Origin of the sequence: Scandinavium sp. (assembly GCF_036271055.1) — a bacterium.
Classification (GTDB): domain Bacteria; phylum Pseudomonadota; class Gammaproteobacteria; order Enterobacterales; family Enterobacteriaceae; genus Scandinavium.
Map to the genome: position 1 here is coordinate 303,543 of NZ_DATBBJ010000059.1, position 18,022 is coordinate 321,564.

The 18,022-nt window shown below is 54.5% G+C and carries 15 protein-coding genes; 5 read left to right on the top strand and 10 right to left on the bottom strand.

The window, feature by feature from the left end:
* The first annotated feature begins 29 nt into the window (after positions 1–29).
* Genes VH187_RS09460 through VH187_RS09470 form a run of 3 tightly spaced genes read left to right on the top strand, consistent with a single transcriptional unit; the run spans position 30 to position 4,474 of the window.
* A complete protein-coding gene (locus tag VH187_RS09460) occupies positions 30–1,286 on the top strand; it encodes an MFS transporter (protein ID WP_329701201.1) in 1,257 nt (418 codons plus the stop codon).
* A gap of 47 nt (positions 1,287–1,333) precedes the next feature.
* Complete coding sequence (locus VH187_RS09465) at positions 1,334–2,524, top strand: alginate lyase family protein (protein WP_473964786.1); 1,191 nt, start codon at positions 1,334–1,336, stop codon at positions 2,522–2,524.
* A gap of 15 nt (positions 2,525–2,539) precedes the next feature.
* Positions 2,540–4,474 carry a heparinase II/III domain-containing protein gene (locus VH187_RS09470; RefSeq protein WP_329701203.1) on the top strand — a complete coding sequence of 645 codons (1,935 nt, stop codon included), beginning with the start codon at positions 2,540–2,542 and terminating at the stop codon, positions 4,472–4,474.
* A gap of 88 nt (positions 4,475–4,562) precedes the next feature.
* Here the strand turns inward: VH187_RS09470 and sucD are convergent, their stop codons facing one another.
* The 8 genes from sucD to sdhC all read right to left on the bottom strand — a co-directional run bounded on the left by sucD (position 4,563) and on the right by sdhC (position 14,384).
* Complete coding sequence (gene sucD / locus VH187_RS09475) at positions 4,563–5,432, bottom strand: succinate--CoA ligase subunit alpha (RefSeq protein WP_329701204.1); 870 nt, start codon at positions 5,430–5,432, stop codon at positions 4,563–4,565.
* Positions 5,432–6,598: an ADP-forming succinate--CoA ligase subunit beta gene (gene sucC / locus VH187_RS09480; protein ID WP_329701205.1), complete on the bottom strand. Its 1,167-nt coding sequence runs from the start codon at positions 6,596–6,598 to the stop codon at positions 5,432–5,434. Before sucC ends, sucD begins: the two co-directional genes overlap by 1 nt.
* Positions 6,599–6,804: 206 nt before the next feature.
* The gene (gene odhB, locus VH187_RS09485) at positions 6,805–8,028 is read right to left on the bottom strand and encodes a 2-oxoglutarate dehydrogenase complex dihydrolipoyllysine-residue succinyltransferase (protein ID WP_329701206.1); all 1,224 of its coding nucleotides are present in this window, start codon (positions 8,026–8,028) and stop codon (positions 6,805–6,807) included.
* A 14-nt stretch (positions 8,029–8,042) separates the two neighbouring features.
* Positions 8,043–10,850, bottom strand: coding sequence for a 2-oxoglutarate dehydrogenase E1 component (gene sucA / locus VH187_RS09490; RefSeq protein WP_329701207.1), 2,808 nt, complete (start codon positions 10,848–10,850; stop codon positions 8,043–8,045).
* Positions 10,851–11,139: 289 nt separating this feature from the next.
* Positions 11,140–11,856 (bottom strand): succinate dehydrogenase iron-sulfur subunit, encoded by a 717-nt coding sequence (locus tag VH187_RS09495; RefSeq protein WP_329701208.1) that lies wholly within the window; start codon positions 11,854–11,856, stop codon positions 11,140–11,142.
* Positions 11,857–11,872: 16 nt separating this feature from the next.
* Positions 11,873–13,639 (bottom strand): succinate dehydrogenase flavoprotein subunit, encoded by a 1,767-nt coding sequence (gene sdhA, locus VH187_RS09500; protein WP_329701209.1) that lies wholly within the window; start codon positions 13,637–13,639, stop codon positions 11,873–11,875.
* Complete coding sequence (gene sdhD, locus VH187_RS09505) at positions 13,639–13,986, bottom strand: succinate dehydrogenase membrane anchor subunit (protein ID WP_329701210.1); 348 nt, start codon at positions 13,984–13,986, stop codon at positions 13,639–13,641. The genes sdhA and sdhD overlap by 1 nt, the downstream gene beginning before the upstream one ends.
* The gene (gene sdhC, locus VH187_RS09510; protein WP_329701211.1) at positions 13,980–14,384 is read right to left on the bottom strand and encodes a succinate dehydrogenase cytochrome b556 subunit; all 405 of its coding nucleotides are present in this window, start codon (positions 14,382–14,384) and stop codon (positions 13,980–13,982) included. Before sdhC ends, sdhD begins: the two co-directional genes overlap by 7 nt.
* A gap of 326 nt (positions 14,385–14,710) precedes the next feature.
* On the opposite strand from sdhC, the gene VH187_RS23535 reads away from it, so the two are divergent.
* Both VH187_RS23535 and gltA read left to right on the top strand, forming a co-directional pair.
* Positions 14,711–14,818, top strand: a complete 108-nt coding sequence (locus VH187_RS23535; RefSeq protein ID WP_422663481.1) for a hypothetical protein — start codon at positions 14,711–14,713, stop codon at positions 14,816–14,818.
* Positions 14,819–15,020: 202 nt separating this feature from the next.
* Positions 15,021–16,307 carry a citrate synthase gene (gltA, locus tag VH187_RS09515; protein WP_329701212.1) on the top strand — a complete coding sequence of 429 codons (1,287 nt, stop codon included), beginning with the start codon at positions 15,021–15,023 and terminating at the stop codon, positions 16,305–16,307.
* A 118-nt stretch (positions 16,308–16,425) separates the two neighbouring features.
* Here gltA and pxpC read toward each other — a convergent pair whose 3' ends face one another.
* Together pxpC and pxpB are read right to left on the bottom strand one after the other, a co-directional pair.
* Positions 16,426–17,358 carry a 5-oxoprolinase subunit PxpC gene (pxpC, locus tag VH187_RS09520; protein WP_329701213.1) on the bottom strand — a complete coding sequence of 311 codons (933 nt, stop codon included), beginning with the start codon at positions 17,356–17,358 and terminating at the stop codon, positions 16,426–16,428.
* Entirely contained in the window at positions 17,352–18,008 is a 657-nt protein-coding gene (gene pxpB, locus VH187_RS09525) for a 5-oxoprolinase subunit PxpB (RefSeq protein WP_329701214.1), read from the bottom strand. Before pxpB ends, pxpC begins: the two co-directional genes overlap by 7 nt.
* Positions 18,009–18,022 lie beyond the last annotated feature (14 nt).

Genomic DNA, 18,022 nt, shown 5'->3' on the forward strand with positions numbered 1-18,022 from the left:
ATTTCATCAAAATCAATAAGGATATCACTGTGAAAATTAAGAAGCTGAGATGGTACATTATCTCGCTGGTTATGGTCGGCACGATCATCAACTACCTCGCCCGCAGCACACTCGGCGTTGCTGCCCCCGAAATGATGAAAACCTTGCAGCTATCCAGTGAGCAATACTCGTGGATAGTCTCGGTGTTTCCGTTTACCTACGCCATCGGCGGCATCGCCTGTGGTTTTATCATCGACAAGTTTGGCCTGCGCATCAGCTTTGCGCTGCTCGCCGCCATCTGGTCAGCCTGTAATATGCTGACCGCCCTGTTCAGCAGTTGGTTGCCGATTGCCTGTTTGCGCGGTGGACTGGGTTTAACCGAAGCCGCCTTTAACCCGGCAGGCATGAAAGTCACCGCCGAGTGGTTCCCGGCCAAAGAGCGCGGGCTGGCGTGCGGCATTTACAGTCTTGGCACCTCATTGGGCGCGATGCTTGCCCCGCCGCTTGTCGTCTGGGCCATCATTAACTACAACTGGGAAATGTCGTTTGTCGTCACCGGGAGTATTGGCATTATCTGGAGCGTACTGTGGCTTGTCTGCTATCGCTCACCTGAAACGCATCCGGCGCTGTTGAAAGCGGAATATGAGGAAGCGCAGGCGGACAACATTTCAGCACCCGTCGAGAAAGTATCGCTGGGCACCATGATCAAAGATAAAAATCTGTGGGCCATCTCCCTTCCGCGCTTTATGGCCGATCCGGCGTGGGGAACGCTGCACTACTGGATGCCACTGTATCTGGTCACCGTCCGCCATATGAATTTGAGCGAAATTGCGATGTTTGCCTGGCTGCCGTTCCTGACCGCCGATCTTGGCTGTCTGGCCGCCGGTTATATCTCTAAATTCCTTAACAATCGGGGCATTCATATCATTAACGCCAAACGCATTACTTTCACCTTTGCCGCGCTGTTGATGCTGGCAATGGCCGCCGTCGGTTATGTCAGCAATGTTTATGTCGCTATCGCGCTGTTTTGTATTGCCGGCTTTGCCCATCAGTGCCTGTCGATTACCGTGATCAGCATGTCTTCCGATCTGTTCCCTAAACAGAAAGTGGCGACAGCCACCGGCTTTGCCGCTTTTACCGGCAGCATGGGCAATTTCGGCTTCAGCCTGTTCCTTGGCGCAATGGTGGCAGTGGTTGGTTACAATATGTTCTTCATTGGACTGGGCGTTTTTGACCTCATCGGTGCGGCGTTCTTGTGGGTGCTTATCAAAAAACCGGCCACAGAATTCAAACCGGCTATCGCCTGAATTTCAGAGAGAAGAAAATGAAAAAATACGCAGGCTTTGCCATAGGAATGGTGCTGACATTCAGCGCCTCCGCTCAGATCGAAAGCAAAACAGACGGTGCATGTCTGAGCTACGACTGTTCGCAAATGACGGACATCAAAACGCAGATAAAACAGGGTGGCGGCGAATATGCTCCCGCTTATGAGGCGCTGATGACAAAAGCGACCGACGCGCTCAAACATGTCCCCTATTCCGTCACTGAAAAAACGCTGCTGCCCGCTTCTGGTGATAAGCACGATTACTACAGCTTTGGGCCGTACTGGTGGCCGAACCCAAAAACCAAAAGTACGCTGCCCTATATCCGCAAAGACGGGCAAATCAACCCGTCGTCCAAAACGGATGATACCGACAGCAAACGGATGGTGCAGTTTGCCAACGACGTTCGGGTGCTGTCGCTGGCTGCGTTTTACAGTGAGGATGCTCGCTTTGCGGTGAAAGCGAACGCCCTGCTGAACGCCTGGTTTCTCGATAAAAAAACCCGCATGAACCCCAACCTCAACTTTGCACAGGCGATCCCTGGCGTCGTCAACGGACGCGGAATCGGGATCATCGACACCCGCGTTCTGATTGATGTGGCCGATAGCATTGCCCTCTTGCATCACTCCGGCAATCTTACGGATAACGACTTTAAGGCCTATCAGCGCTGGTACGCGGAGTACACCCGCTGGCTGTTGAACAGCCCGAACGGACGCGAAGAAGGTAACTGGTACAACAATCATGGGGCCTGGTACGACGCGCAGGTGACGGCATTTTCGCTGTTCACCGGCGATAAAAAACAGGCCGCGCAGCAAATCGAAACCTTCAAATATCGCCATCTGGCGGCACAGGTCAATGCCAAAGGCGAGCTGCCCGCTGAACTGGAACGCACCCGCTCCTTCCATTACACCAATTTCGCCCTCGCCGCGTATGCCCGTATGGGTCGCTACGGCGAGATAGCCGGAAACGATCTCTGGGGCTTCGAACTGGATGGACGCAAAATGGAAAATGCGTTTGCGGTCGTCGCTCAGCAGGTTGGAAAACCGGCGGCACAGTGGCAATACCCGGAGCTGAAATTTACGCCCGATGAAGCCACCGGCCCACTGCTCGCGGCGGCGCGTGCCTATAACAGCGAGGCTTTTCGCAACAGCGCCACAGCGTTGGTGAAGGAAAATCCGACCGACATTAACCGCCTGATGCCGGGCACCGCTTTAGTGAATTAATCGGGAGCAGAAAGAATGAAGCAATTTACCCCCGAACAGGTCCAGGCCGCCAGAGACAAGGCCACGCCCGGCATCCTGCAACGCTTAATCGACAACAATGCTGATGTGCTTAATTATGAAACGCGGGTTCCGGAAACCGGTTGTGCGACGTGGAACCACTATTTTTTCTGTCCGGAACACAGTGTGCGCCTGATATGGGACCGAAAATCGCCGAACAAACATCGCTGCCCGGTGGATGGCGCGGTGTTTACCGGTGAACCCTATTACGGTGCCTGGTGGCGCTGGCTGAATGGCTTAAATGCCAAAGCCAGCTATGAACTGGCGGTGTTATGGCTATTGACCGGCGAAAAGCGTTATCGCGATAAAGTGATTGAGATCCTGATGCAGTACGCCCGTTATTACCCGGATTATCAGGAACATGGCGGCATTCCCTACAACGGCCCCGGTAAAGCCAATGCCCAGACCCTATGTGAAGCCAACTGCCATGCCGATTTTGTCCGTGGTTTTGACCTCATCGCCGCAGAGTTAACGCCGCAACAACATGACTACATCGCCGTACGCCTGCTGCGCTGCGGGGCCGATTTTCTGATGCGCCACCGTGGCAATCAAATCCATAATCATGAAGTGAAAATCGGCGCGACAATTGGCATGATCGGGGCGGTACTTAACGACAGCACCTATCTGGATTTCGCGGTCAACAGCCGCTACGGTCTGCGCTATCAGCTACAACATGCATTGCTGCCAGGCGGCTTATGGTTTGAAGGTTCGCTGCATTACCATTTCTACGCCTTACAGGCGTTTATGGCCTTTGAGAAATTCACCCACCACACGCCGTTCAGCCTGCTGGATGAACCCTTTTATCCGCAGATGCTTTCCCTGCCCTTGCGGTTGCTGATGCCGGACATGAGCCTGCCGAAAGTGAACGACTGCGTGGACGGTCAGCAAAAGCTCAACAACAGCGATATCTATGAATTTGCCTGGTCATATTACGGTGATAAAGAGTATGGCCGCATGCTGTCTTTCCTTTATCGCGAAAGGCCGAGAGATAATCTGGATACGCTGTTCTACGGTCAACGTTTGCCCACGGAATCACTGGCCGTGCCGCAGGCGAATGAGCACAACCCCGGCGCCGGATTCACAATAATCAGGCCCGTACCGGGCCGCGCCATTTGCCTGAAACACGGCCCGTATGGCGGTGAACACGATCATTACGATCGCCTGAACCTTATCGTGTTCAATAACGGCAACGCGCTGTTTCCCGATCTCGGCACCACCGGCTACGGCGCACCGCTGCACTACGGTTACTATAAAAATTCGTTTTCCCATAACACCTTATGCGTCAACGGACTGAATCAGCCACCCGCTATTCCGCGCATTGTGGAATGGCAGGAGGCGCCAGAACAGACACGACTGGTGATGGAAGTTGACTGGAAAACGCAGGCGACATTGCCCGACAGCAAAACGCGCGTCGAATGGGATGAAGAGGCGTATCGCGACGTGGTTTTCCGCCGAACGATTGTGGTGACGGATAATCTGCTGATCGACAAATGGCAGATTGAGAACCCACATCAGCAGTGCGTGGACGCTATTTATCTTATTAACACCGTCACATCGCGAGCGGAAAATCAGGCCGAACTCAGTATTTGCTATCCCTATATCAAACACGCGACAGAGCAGCCGCTGGAAGGACAAATTGATATTGCCTGCCACGCCGATACGCCCGTCACTGTGAGTTGTTTCAGTACAAATAACGCCCGTTTAATTCAGGCAAAGGGGCCAAATAATCCGTCTACGTCGATGATTGATTACCTGATTGCACGCAGCCACGAACCGCAGGTGACGCTGGTGTTCGTGACCGATTTCAGCGGAGAGGCTCACGCCGAAATTAGCGCCATCGGCGACAGAATCAGGGTGACTGATATGCGTTTGAACCTGGACTATCGCTTGTAAATGAACATAAAAAAGGCCACCGCAAGGGTGGCCAACCATGTCGAAAACGGACATATAAAGCTCCCCGCGTGGGGAGCAGAGAGGATTATCAGTTGATGATGGTTTTCAGCGCTTCGCCGATATCCGCCAGGCTACGAACGGTTTTCACACCGGCCGCTTCCAGGGCTGCAAATTTCTCGTCAGCCGTGCCTTTGCCGCCCGCGATGATCGCGCCCGCGTGGCCCATACGTTTGCCTTTCGGTGCAGTCACACCAGCAATGTAGCCAACAACCGGCTTGGTCACGTGTTCTTTGATGTACGCAGCCGCTTCTTCTTCAGCACTTCCGCCGATTTCACCGATCATCACGATCGCTTCCGTCTGTGGATCTTCCTGGAACATTTTCAGGATATCGATGAAGTTAGAACCTGGGATCGGGTCACCGCCGATGCCTACACAAGTGGACTGGCCGAAACCGTAATCGGTAGTCTGCTTCACCGCTTCGTACGTCAGCGTACCAGAGCGGGACACGATGCCCACTTTACCTGGCTTGTGAATGTGGCCTGGCATGATACCGATTTTGCTCTGACCCGGGGTGATAACACCTGGGCAGTTCGGGCCAATCATGCGCACGCCTGCTTCATCCAGTTTCACCTTAACAGTCAGCATATCCAGGGTCGGGATGCCTTCGGTGATGGTGATGATGAGCTTAATGCCTGCGTCGATCGCTTCCAGAATGGAGTCTTTGCAGAACGGAGCCGGAACGTAGATAACGGATGCCGTCGCACCGGTCGCTTCAACCGCTTCGCGCACGGTGTTGAACACTGGCAGATTCAGGTGCGTGGTGCCGCCTTTGCCTGGCGTTACGCCGCCAACCATGTTGGTGCCGTAAGCAATCGCTTGTTCAGAGTGGAAAGTCCCCTGGCTACCGGTGAAGCCCTGGCAGATAACCTTGGTGTTTTTATCAATTAAAATGGACATTATTTCCCCTCCACTGCGTGAACGACCTGCTGAGCTGCGTCGGTCAAACTTTTCGCTGCAATAATATTCAGACCGCTGTCAGCCAGTCTTTTCGCGCCGAGTTCGGCGTTGTTGCCTTCCAGACGAACCACCACCGGTACGTTAACGCCCACTTCTTCAACCGCACCGATAATGCCGTCTGCAATCAGGTCACAACGTACGATCCCGCCGAAAATGTTCACCAGTACGGCTTTCACATTGTCGTCAGAGAGGATGATTTTAAACGCTTCGGTTACGCGCTCTTTGGTGGCGCCGCCGCCCACGTCGAGGAAGTTAGCCGGTTCGCCGCCATGCAGCTTAACGATGTCCATTGTACCCATCGCCAGGCCTGCGCCGTTAACCATGCAACCGATGTTGCCGTCGAGGGCAACGTAGTTCAGTTCCCACTGTGCGGCCTGCGCTTCACGTGGATCTTCCTGAGACTGGTCGCGCATTTCGCGCAGATCCGGCTGGCGGAACAGTGCGTTGCCATCAGCGCCCAGTTTGCCATCGAGGCAGATCAGGTCGCCCTGCTTGGTGATCACCAGTGGGTTGATTTCAATCAGCGCCAGGTCACGATCGAGGAAGATGTTCGCCAGACCCATGAAGATCTTGGTGAACTGCTGCACCAGTTTGCCTTCCAGACCCAGTTTGAACGCCAGTTCACGGCCCTGATAAGGCATTGGACCTGCCAGCGGATCGATAGCCACTTTGTGGATCAGGTGCGGGGTTTCTTCCGCTACTTTTTCGATTTCCACGCCGCCTTCGGTGGAGGCCATGAAGACCACACGACGGGAGCTACGGTCAACAACCGCGCCCAGATACAGCTCTTTTGCGATGTCGGTAGCGGCTTCAACCAGGATCTGGTTTACCGGCTGACCGTTAGCGTCTGTCTGGTAGGTCACCAGGCGTTTGCCGAGCCAATGCTCCGCAAAAGCACGAATGTCTTCTTTGCTGTTAACGACTTTCACGCCGCCCGCTTTACCGCGGCCGCCAGCGTGTACCTGGCATTTCACGACCCAAGGGCCCGAGCCAATTTTAGAAGCGGCTTCTTCAGCTTCACGCGGAGTTGAGCAGGCATAGCCTACCGGCGCAGGTAAACCGTAGCGGGCAAACAGCTGTTTGGCCTGGTATTCATGTAAGTTCATGCGTTCTATCCACTTTTCAGGTATGCCCGTCATATTTCAAGCTGCATGTGCGTTGGCTTCTCGCTCACCCCAGTCACTTACTTAAGTAAGCTCCTGAGGATTCACTGCGGCGCCGCCTTCCTGCAACTCGAACTATTTAGGGCAGAATCGTTATCGTTTTACCTCCGGGCCAGTGATCGCCCGGAGGACAGGTGATACAAGGCTTACTAAACGTCCAGCAGCAGACGAGTCGGATCTTCCAGCAGCTCTTTAATGGCCACGAGGAAGCCCACGGACTCACGACCATCGATCAGGCGATGATCGTAGGACAGTGCCAGGTACATCATTGGCAGAATTTCAACTTTGCCATCCACCGCCATCGGACGATCTTTAATGGCATGCATGCCCAGGATCGCGCTCTGTGGTGGGTTGATGATTGGCGTAGACATCAGGGAACCGAACACGCCGCCGTTGGTGATGGTGAAGTTACCGCCGATCAAGTCTTCTACCGTCAGCTTGCCATCGCGGCCTTTCAGCGCCAGCTCTTTAATGTTCTTCTCGATGTCCGCCATGCCAAGCGCGTCAACATCACGCAGCACTGGGGTCACCAGACCGCGCGGCGTAGACACCGCCATGCTGACGTCGAAGTAGTTGTGGTACACCACATCTTCGCCGTCGATAGAGGCGTTCACTTCCGGGTAGCGTTTCAGCGCTTCAACCACCGCTTTCACGTAGAAGGACATGAAGCCCAGGCGGATACCGTGACGTTTTTCAAACGCGTCACCGTACTGCTTACGCAGGTCCATGATTGGCTTCATGTTGACTTCGTTGAAAGTGGTCAGCATCGCGGTGGAGTTTTTCGCTTCCAGCAGACGCTCAGCTACGCGTTTGCGCAGACGGGTCATCGGAACACGTTTCTCAGTGCGACCAGCCAGCGGAGCCGTAGCTGCAGCAGGTGCCGCCGCAGGGGCTTTCGCTTCCGTTTTGGCTGGTGCTTTTGCCAGATGTTTTTCAACATCTTCGCGAGTCAGACGACCGCCCACACCCGTGCCTTTGATAGCGCTGGCATCGAGGTTGTGCTCAGCCAGCAGGCGACGGATCGCCGGGCTCAGCGCATCATTGCTCTGCTCTTCCAGTGAAGCCTGTTGACGCTGAGCTGGCGTGGAATCTTTCGCTTCTGATTTAGCACCAGACTCTTTACCCGCACTGTTGCCTTCACGCAGACGGCCTAAAATCTGGCGAGAGGTCACGGTGGTGCCTTCGTCTTCCAGCACTGCATCAAGAATGCCATCAGCCGACGCCGGTACTTCCAGTACCACTTTGTCAGTTTCGATTTCTACCAGCACTTCATCGCGAACAACCGCATCACCTGGTTTCTTGTGCCAGGTCGCAACCGTTGCATCGGCTACGGATTCTGGGAGGTCGGGAACAAGAATATCTACGCTACTCATTTTGTATCCTTTAATTAATCGACGTTCAGCGCGTCATTGACCAGATCTTGTTGCTGCTTCTGGTGAACAGACATATACCCTACCGCCGGAGAGGCGGAGGCCGGGCGACCTGCGTAACGCAGGGCTGACCCAAATGGAATCACTTCACGCAAGTGATGCTGGCTGCAGTACCAGGCGCCCTGGTTGAGCGGCTCTTCCTGACACCAGACAAAATCATGCACGTGAGCATAAGCTTTCAACACGTCCTGCATCGCCTGATGTGGGAACGGATAAAGTTGTTCGATACGCACGATGGCGACATCTTTTTGATCGTTCTTGCGGCGCTGTTCCAGCAGATCGTAGTAAACCTTACCGGAGCACATCACCACGCGTTTAACGCCTTTCGGATCCAGCTCGTCCACTTCGCCAATTGCAGGCATAAAGGTGCCGTTGGCTAATTCGTCGAGGCTGGACACCGCCAGTGGGTGACGCAGCAGTGATTTCGGTGACATCACCACCAGCGGACGGCGCATCCCGCGCAGCGCCTGACGACGCAGCATGTGATAAACCTGAGCCGGGGTAGACGGCACGCAAACCTGCATGTTTTGTTCAGCACAGAGTTGCAGATAACGCTCCAGACGTGCGGAGGAGTGCTCCGGACCCTGGCCTTCGTAACCGTGCGGCAGCAGCATGGTCAGGCCACACATACGGCCCCACTTCTGCTCGCCGGAACTGATGAACTGGTCGATAACCACCTGCGCACCGTTGGCGAAGTCACCAAACTGCGCTTCCCAGATAGTCAGGATGCGTGGTTCTGCGGTGGCGTAGCCGTATTCAAATGCCAGCACCGCTTCTTCAGACAACACGGAGTCCCAGACCTTGAACTGGCCCTGACCGTTATGCACGTGCTGCAGCGGGGTGTAAGTGGAACCGTTAGTCTGGTTGTGGATTACCGCGTGGCGATGGAAGAACGTGCCGCGACCGGAGTCTTCACCGGAAAGACGAACCGGAATGCCTTCATCAACCAGCGTGGCGTACGCCAGGTTTTCAGCACCACCCCAGTCGAACATTTTCTCGCCTGCGGCCATCGACTGACGGTCACCGTAGATTTTCGCCACACGAGACTGCATTTCAACGGCGTCAGGCACGGTGCTGATGCGCTTAGCCAGCTCCTGCAAGCGCTTCATGTCGACTTTGTTCGGGTAGCTCTCATCCCACTCGTGGTTGAGGTACGGTGACCAGGTGAACGAATGCATGTTCATCGGACGCCACTCTTTCACCACACACTCGCCCGCGTCCAGCGCGTCGCGGTACAGATTGACCATTTCGGTCGCATCTTCCAGCGTCGCCACGTTGTCGCCTTCGAGCTTGTCAGCGTAGAGTTTGCGTGGGGTCGGATGTTTTTTGATTTTCTGGTACATCAGCGGCTGTGTTGCACTCGGCTCGTCGGCTTCGTTATGGCCGTGACGGCGATAACAAACCAGATCGATGAACACATCGCGTTTGAAGGTGTTACGGAAATCGAGTGCCAGACGGGTGACAAACGCCACCGCTTCCGGGTCATCCGCGTTCACGTGGAAAATCGGTGCCATTACCATCTTACCGATATCGGTACAGTACGGTGTGGAACGCGCATCCAGTGGGTTGGACGTGGTGAAGCCCACCTGGTTGTTGATAACGATGCGAACAGTTCCGCCCACTTCGTAACCACGTGCTTTAGACATGTTCAGGGTTTCCTGAACCACGCCCTGCCCGGCAACCGCCGCATCACCATGAATGGTGATTGGCAGCACTTTGTTGCTGCTTGGCTCTTCGAGACGATCCAGACGCGCACGCACGGAGCCGATAACCACTGGGCTCACGATTTCAAGGTGCGACGGGTTGAACGCCAGCGCCAGGTGCACCAGACCGCCTTCGGTTTCGATATCTGACGAGAAGCCCATGTGGTACTTCACGTCACCGGTTCCGAGGTGTTCTTTATGCTTACCGGCGAATTCGTCGAACAAATCCTGCGGCTTTTTACCGAGCACGTTGATCAGTACGTTCAGACGACCACGGTGCGCCATACCCAACACCACTTCGCGCGTGCCGCTTTTACCCGCATGACGGATAAGTTCTTTCAGCATTGGCACCAGCGCGTCGCCGCCTTCCAGCGAGAAGCGTTTTGCGCCAGGGAATTTCGCGCCCAGATAACGCTCCAGGCCTTCCGCTGCGGTCAGCTCAGTCAGGAAACGTTTTTTCTCGTCCGCGCTAAAATTCGCGTGACCGACTACCGATTCGATACGCTGCTGGATCCAGCGTTTCTCTTCCGTAGACGTAATATGCATGTATTCCGCGCCGATAGAGCCGCCGTACGTTTGCTTCAATGCAGCAATCAAATCGGCAAGCTTCATGGTTTCTTTGCCAATAGCAAAAGAACCTACGTTAAAACTTTCCTGAAGATCTGCATCGGTGAGATCATGGAACGCGGGATCCAGATCGGCCACGTGCTCTTGTTTCCAAAGCCCGAGGGGATCAAGATTCGCCGCCTGATGACCACGGAAACGCCAGGCGTTGATCAACTGCAGGACTTTAACCTGCTTCACATTCGAGTCAGGGTCGGAGATCGCGGAAGAGTAACGTGACGCATCCTTCGCCAGACGACGGAAATAATCACGCGTAGTAGAGTGGAATTGATCCGGTTTGACTCCGGTACCAGGTAACTGCTGGAACATTGAACGCCAGTTGGCGTCGACAGAGTCAGGATCGGTTAAGAAGTCTTCATAGAGCTGTTCTATCCAGCTCTGGTTGGAGCCAGAGAGGTAAGAAGAGTCCAGCCAGGCTTTCATTGCGCCGTTCTGCATCGTGATCCCTTAAGCATTTTTATGCTTACTTTCGCCGTAGAAACAACCACGCACACAACGTGTACGTGCCGGGGTTCACTTGCGAGCTCTTCTAGTCGGGCCCGCGAAGGAACCTTTAAAAACTGTCTTAATAATCGTCATCGTTCAGGCTGCGCTGAACGCCTCGATTATTGCTTGTCTGGCAGTTTTTAGAGGTTTCCTGCAATTCCGTTTTGCCCGGTGGCACTGCGTTTACCGGGCCTACAGATTTTGTAGGCCGGATAAGCACAGCGCCATCCGGCATGACTACTTACGCACTACGGTTCAACAACATCGACTTAATGTGACCGATGGCGCGCGTCGGGTTCAGCCCTTTAGGACATACACTGACGCAGTTCATGATGCTATGGCAGCGGAATACGCTGAAAGCGTCACTTAATCCTTCAAGGCGGTTGTCGGTTTCTGTATCGCGGCTGTCGATCAGGAAGCGATACGCCGCTAACAGACCGGCCGGGCCGATGAACTTATCCGGGTTCCACCAGAATGATGGGCAAGACGTGGAACAACATGCACAGAGAATACACTCGTACAGGCCATCCAGTTTTTCACGCTGCTCAGGCGACTGTAAATGCTCGCGAGCGGGTGGATTTTGCCCATTATTCAACAAGTAAGGCTTAATCTTCTCATATTGGGCATAGAACTGCCCCATGTCTACCACCAAATCGCGCACGACGGGCAAACCCGGCAGCGGGCGGATCACAATCTTCTGCCCGGCACGTTGCAGCGCGGAAATCGGGGTCACACACGCCAGACCATTCTTACCGTTCATGTTCACGCCATCAGAGCCGCAAACACCTTCGCGGCACGAACGACGGAACGACAGCGTCGGGTCCTGTTCTTTCAGCTGGATCAACGCATCCAGCAGCATCATGTCGCGCCCTTCTTCCGCTTCGAGGGTGTAATCCTGCATGCGCGGAGCGTCGTCGACATCCGGGTTATAACGATAAACTGAAAACTCGAGTCTCATTTTCCTGTCTCCGCAATTAGTAGGTACGCACTTTCGGCGGGAATGCCGGACGCAGTTTCGGTTCCATGTTCACTTCACGACGTGTCATGGATTCAGACTGCGGCTGGTACAGGGAATGGCAGAGCCAGTTTGCGTCATCACGCTCCGGGAAGTCGAAGCGGCTATGCGCGCCACGGCTTTCGGTACGGAAGTTCGCTGACACCGCTGTCGCAAACGCGGTTTCCATCAGGTTATCCAGCTCCAGACATTCAACACGCTGGGTGTTGAACTCGCTTGACGTGTCATCCAGACGGGCGTTTTTGAGGCGCTCGCGGATCGCTTTCAGCTGTTCCAGACCTTTCGCCATCGCGTCACCTTCACGGAATACCGAGAAGTTGTGTTGCATGCATTCCTGCAGTGCTTTGCGGATTTCCACCGGATCTTCACCGCTACGGGTGTTGTTCCAGCGGTTGAGACGTTCCAGAGAAGCGTCGATATCAGATTCGCTGGCATCGCGCAGTGCGCCCTGCTCGGCGATAGATTCTTGCAGATGCAGACCCGCCGCACGACCAAACACCACCAGATCCAACAGTGAGTTGCCGCCCAGACGGTTCGCGCCGTGTACCGATACGCAGGCGATTTCGCCAACCGCGAACAGACCCGGGATCACTACATCTTCGCCCTTCTCGTTCACAGTCAACGCCTGACCAGTCACTTTGGTCGGAATACCGCCCATCATGTAATGGCAGGTTGGGATAACCGGGATCGGCTCTTTGATAGGGTCAACGTGTGCGAAGGTGCGAGAAAGTTCGAGGATACCCGGCAGACGGGATTCGAGAACGTCTTTACCGAGGTGGTCGAGTTTCAGTTTGGCATGCGGACCCCACGGGCCGTCGCAGCCGCGACCTTCACGAATTTCGATCATGATGGAACGTGCCACCACATCACGACCCGCCAGGTCTTTCGCATTCGGCGCATAACGCTCCATGAAGCGCTCGCCGTGTTTGTTCAGCAGATAACCGCCTTCACCACGACAACCTTCAGTCACCAATACGCCTGCACCAGCGATACCGGTTGGATGGAACTGCCACATTTCCATATCCTGCACAGGCACGCCTGCACGGATAGCCATACCAACGCCGTCACCGGTATTGATGTGCGCGTTAGTCGTAGACTGGTAAATTCGGCCCGCGCCGCCGGTTGCCAGCACGGTGGCCTTGGCTTTGAAGTACACGACTTCACCGGTTTCGATGCACAGTGCGGTACAACCCATCACCGCGCCATCCTGGTTTTTCACCAGATCCAGCGCATACCACTCGGAGAAAATGGTGGTGTGGTTTTTCAGGTTCTGCTGATACAGCGTGTGCAACAGTGCGTGACCTGTACGGTCAGCTGCCGCTGCGGTACGTGCCGCCTGCTCGCCGCCGAAGTTTTTCGACTGGCCGCCAAACGGACGCTGATAAATGGTGCCATCGTCCAGACGGGAGAACGGCAGACCCATATGTTCCAGCTCCAGAATCGCTTCCGGGCCGGTCTTACACATATATTCGATTGCGTCCTGGTCACCGATGTAGTCCGACCCTTTAACGGTGTCGTACATGTGCCATTCCCAGTTATCTTCATGGGTGTTACCGAGTGCGACGGTGATACCACCCTGCGCAGACACGGTATGGGAACGGGTCGGGAAGACTTTAGAGAGCAGCGCACAGGTCTGGCCGCTCTGGGAAATTTGCAGTGCGGCACGCATACCTGCGCCACCTGCACCGATGACTACAGCATCAAATTCTCTTACTGGCAGTTTCATTACACACCCCACACCACAACAAATCCATAAATCACGTAAACCACCAGTGCAACGACGATAGCCAATTGCAGCGGTAGGCGAATGGCCAGCGGTTTAACGTAGTCGGTCAACACCTGCCACATGCCAATCCAGGCATGAATCAAGATAGAAAACAGAGCCAGCAGGGTGAAGACTTTGGTGAAAGCGGAAGAGAAGAAACCCGTCCAGACTTCCCAGGTCAGTGTTCCATGGGTCGCGAAGAAAGCCACCATGTAGATGATGTACAGAGTGAGGACAATCGCGGTGGCACGTACGAGGATGAAGTCATGTACGCCGTTGCGTCCTAGTGCTGAGGCGTTGCTTACCATACGAGGACTCCTGCGAGAAGTGAAAGCACGACAGTAATTACAAAACAAATATTGGCAGACCGGACGCCCACTTCGAGGGTCTCTTCCAGATAGCCAAAGTCCATCATCAGATGACGAATGCCCACCACGGCGTGATACGCCAGTGCGGTCAGAATGCCCCAGAGGATGAATTTAACGAAGAAGCCACTCATGATCGCGCTGGCGACCTGAAAGCCTTCAGGAGAGGAGAGACTGGTGCCCAGTAACCACAACAGGATGCCAACCGCCACAAAAGTTATCACGCCTGAAACGCGGTGGAGGATGGACGCTATCGCCGTTACGGGGAATCGGATCGTTTTCAGATCCAGATTGACAGGTCTTTGTTTTTTCACATTTTTGATCATGAATAACGCCCACATGCTGTTCTTATTGTTTCCCTTCCTCCGGTCTGCGTGCGGGTCAGACAGCGTCCTTTCTATAACTGCGCGTCATGTAAAAACTCCACAAAGAAGAGCTAAAACGGCACATTACAACGCTGGGTGGCTCGGGATTGCAGGGGTTTCCGGAGACCTGGCGGCAGTATAGGACGTTCACAAAATCATTACAATTAACCTACATATAGTTTGTCGGGTTTTATGCGGAACAGTGATCAGGGTCACGATAACAACATTATTTTAAATTTTACTCACCAGATTTGACAAAGATTAAACATTATTGTTACAACCATCATCCGAAAAGGCATATAATGCGTAAAAGTTATGGGGTCACGCTTTCTACTGAGAATAAGTTATGTAACAGTGAGAAAGTATTGACCGATGTAATGCCGACAGTTAATAGTGATAGACAGGTTTGAATAAACGGACTGCTAAGACCCTGATTTGCTGTTGTTTCATGGTGGATTGACCGTATACCCCCTGGCGCCCCTTGCTCTGTACCCTGGTTTCCCTCGTGAGCTGAGCGGTGAGCCGAATAACAAATTGGTAACGTCGAACTTTACCCTGAAAGTAAATCCGGGATCCGCAGTCTTACGCAATAAGGCGCTAAGGAGACCGTAAATGGCTGATACAAAGGCAAAGCTCACTCTCAACGGTGAAGCAGCTATCGAACTGGATGTGCTAAAAGGCACGCTCGGCGAAGACGTTATTGACATCCGTACCCTCGGTTCAAAAGGGATGTTCACTTTTGACCCCGGTTTCACCTCTACCGCATCCTGCGAATCTAAAATCACTTTCATCGACGGTGACGAAGGTATTCTGCTGCATCGCGGTTTCCCAATCGATCAGCTGGCGACAGAATCTAACTACCTTGAAGTCTGCTACATCCTGCTGAACGGCGAAAAGCCGACCCAGGCGCAGTACGACGAATTCTGTACCATCGTGACCCGTCACACCATGATCCACGAACAGATCACCCGTCTGTTCCACGGCTTCCGTCGTGACTCACACCCAATGGCGGTGATGTGTGGCGTAACCGGCGCACTGGCGGCGTTTTATCACGATGCCATGGACGTGAATAACCCACGCCACCGTGAAATCGCGGCATTCCGTCTGCTGTCGAAAATGCCAACCATGGCTGCGATGAGCTACAAATATTCCATCGGTCAGCCTTTTGTTTATCCACGCAACGACCTCTCTTACGCTGGCAACTTCCTCAACATGATGTTCTCCACGCCGTGTGAAGAGTATGTGGTGAACCCGGTTCTGGAACGTGCGATGGACCGTATTCTGATCCTGCACGCGGATCACGAACAGAACGCCTCCACCTCGACCGTACGTACCGCAGGCTCTTCCGGCGCGAACCCGTTCGCCTGTATCGCTGCGGGCATTGCGTCCCTGTGGGGACCGGCGCACGGCGGTGCCAACGAAGCGGCACTGAAGATGCTGGAAGAAATCAGCACCGTTGAGCACATTCCTGAATTTGTTCGTCGCGCGAAAGACAAGAACGATTCGTTCCGCCTGATGGGCTTTGGTCACCGTGTTTACAAAAACTATGACCCACGCGCCACCGTGATGCGTGAAACCTGCCATGAAGTGCTGAAAGAACTCGGCACCAAAGACGACCTGTTGCAGGTGGCGATGGAACTTGAGCACATCGCGCTGAACGACCCGTACTTCATCGAGAAGAAACTCTACCCGAACGTAGACTTCTACTCAGGCATCATCCTGAAAGCGATGGGCATTCCGTCTTCCATGTTTACCGTTATCTTCGCCATGGCGCGTACCGTAGGCTGGATCGCACACTGGAGCGAAATGCACAGCGAAGGCATGAAAATTGCCCGTCCTCGCCAGCTGTACACCGGCTACGAGAAACGTGAATTCAGTTCAGATGTTAAAAAACACTAAGCTGTGTTGATGATGTGAAGAACGCGCCCAAGGGCGCGTTTTTTTATTGGAATATCAGCACGGTGAATCACGTAGGCCCTGCAAGGCATCGCCGCCGCAGGGCAAAACCGTCAATGCCTTAATGTTCTCCGTTGAGCCGCCAGGCTAACTGCTCAAAATAGCGATGCTGATCGGCTCGTGCTTTCAGCGCGTCTTCCAGTGAACACGGCACAAAATGAATCGGCTGACCGAGTGGAATTTGCGCCAGTTGGTACATATCCGCTTCGATAATGCAGGCAATACGCGGGTAACCACCGGTTGTCTGCGCATCGTTCATCAACACGATCGGCTGACCGTTATGCGGCACCTGCACCACGCCCGGCAACAAACCATGTGATAACAATTCACGGTCTGTGTTTCGCACCAATGGCTGCCCCTGCAGGCGATACCCCATGCGATTACTTTGTGGGCTAAGCTGCCACGGCGCGCGCCAGAAGTTCTCCTGCGATGCTGCATCAAACTCATGGTACTCCGGCCCCGGCAGCGCACGAATGCGGTTCCCGCGCTGTAACTGTTTCACTCCTTGCGGACCATCAAATTCACGCGTCGAGGGGAACACATTCAGCTTATCGCCATCCTGCAACCGCCGCCCTTCCAGCCCCCCGATCCCCACTTTCAGATCGGTACTGTAGGAACCCAGCACTTTCGGTACATCGATGCCACCCGCCACCGCCAGATAACTACGGATACCGTACAAAGGCCGTTTTAACACCAGCGTTTGCCCGGCTTTCACCGCCAGTCGCCAGCCCGCCCAAACGGTTTTGTCATCCAGCGTGGCTTCACAGCCTGCTCCCGTTAGCGCAAACCAACCGTCGCGTTCGAACTGCACCGTAAACTGACCGAGGGTAATTTCTATCGCCGCAGCGTTGGGGTCGTTACCCACCAGCAAATTGGCGGTGAACAACGCAGGTTTATCGAGCGCACCACAGCGGCTCACGCCAGACTGACGCAGGCCATAGCGCCCTCCATCCTGAACGGAGGTATAAAGGCCCGAACGAATAATGTTCAGCATACGCCCTCCTTCTGCGGCACAAAGCGCACCGTATCGCCCGGTCGGAGCAACACCGGCTCTGGCTGGCGCGAGTCAAACATCGCCAACGACGTGTGACCGATCAACTGCCAGCCACCCGGCGTATTGAGCGGGTAAATTCCGGTATGTTGACCGCCTATCCCTACGCTGCCCGCAGGCACGTGGATGCGTGGTTCAGCTCGACGCGGCATCGCCAGTTTCGGCGAGAGTCCACCGAGATAAGCGAAGCCCGGCTGGAAGCCCAAAAACCACACCACGTAATCCTGTGACGCATGCAGTTCCACCACCTGTTGCGGCGTGAGGCCGCTGTGTTCGGCGACCAGCGATAAATCCGGCCCCAACTCGCCGCCGTAAACCACCGGAATATCAATCTGGCGGGAATCAGGTTCCAGCACCTCACTCTCTTCCCACCAGCGCTGAAGACGCTCAATCGCATCCAGCGCCCGCGACTGCGGATTGCGTAAAATCACCGTAATGTTATTCATCCCCGGAATGGCTTCCACCACTTCCGGGTATTCAGGCAAACGCTGAGTCAGACGCCAGATACGTTTCTGGCTCTCCAGCGTCACGGGCGGTTCCAGCTCCAGAACGACTGCCGTTTCTCCCAGCAGATAACAACGCGCTCGCTGCACTTTTGCCCTCTCTT

Bases quoted from the DNA above. Each gene is read 5' to 3' on its own strand.
- VH187_RS09465 (WP_473964786.1), top strand. From the start codon at position 1,334: ATGGTGCTGACATTCAGCGCCTCCGCTCAGATCGAAAGCAAAACAGAC.
- VH187_RS09470 (WP_329701203.1), top strand. From the start codon at position 2,540: ATGAAGCAATTTACCCCCGAACAGGTCCAGGCCGCCAGAGACAAGGCC.
- sucD (WP_329701204.1), bottom strand. From the start codon at position 5,432: ATGTCCATTTTAATTGATAAAAACACCAAGGTTATCTGCCAGGGCTTC.
- sucC (WP_329701205.1), bottom strand. From the start codon at position 6,598: ATGAACTTACATGAATACCAGGCCAAACAGCTGTTTGCCCGCTACGGT.
- odhB (WP_329701206.1), bottom strand. From the start codon at position 8,028: ATGAGTAGCGTAGATATTCTTGTTCCCGACCTCCCAGAATCCGTAGCC.
- sucA (WP_329701207.1), bottom strand. From the start codon at position 10,850: ATGCAGAACGGCGCAATGAAAGCCTGGCTGGACTCTTCTTACCTCTCT.
- VH187_RS09495 (WP_329701208.1), bottom strand. From the start codon at position 11,856: ATGAGACTCGAGTTTTCAGTTTATCGTTATAACCCGGATGTCGACGAC.
- sdhA (WP_329701209.1), bottom strand. From the start codon at position 13,639: ATGAAACTGCCAGTAAGAGAATTTGATGCTGTAGTCATCGGTGCAGGT.
- sdhD (WP_329701210.1), bottom strand. From the start codon at position 13,986: ATGGTAAGCAACGCCTCAGCACTAGGACGCAACGGCGTACATGACTTC.
- sdhC (WP_329701211.1), bottom strand. From the start codon at position 14,384: ATGTGGGCGTTATTCATGATCAAAAATGTGAAAAAACAAAGACCTGTC.
- VH187_RS23535 (WP_422663481.1), top strand. From the start codon at position 14,711: ATGCGTAAAAGTTATGGGGTCACGCTTTCTACTGAGAATAAGTTATGT.
- gltA (WP_329701212.1), top strand. From the start codon at position 15,021: ATGGCTGATACAAAGGCAAAGCTCACTCTCAACGGTGAAGCAGCTATC.
- pxpC (WP_329701213.1), bottom strand. From the start codon at position 17,358: ATGCTGAACATTATTCGTTCGGGCCTTTATACCTCCGTTCAGGATGGA.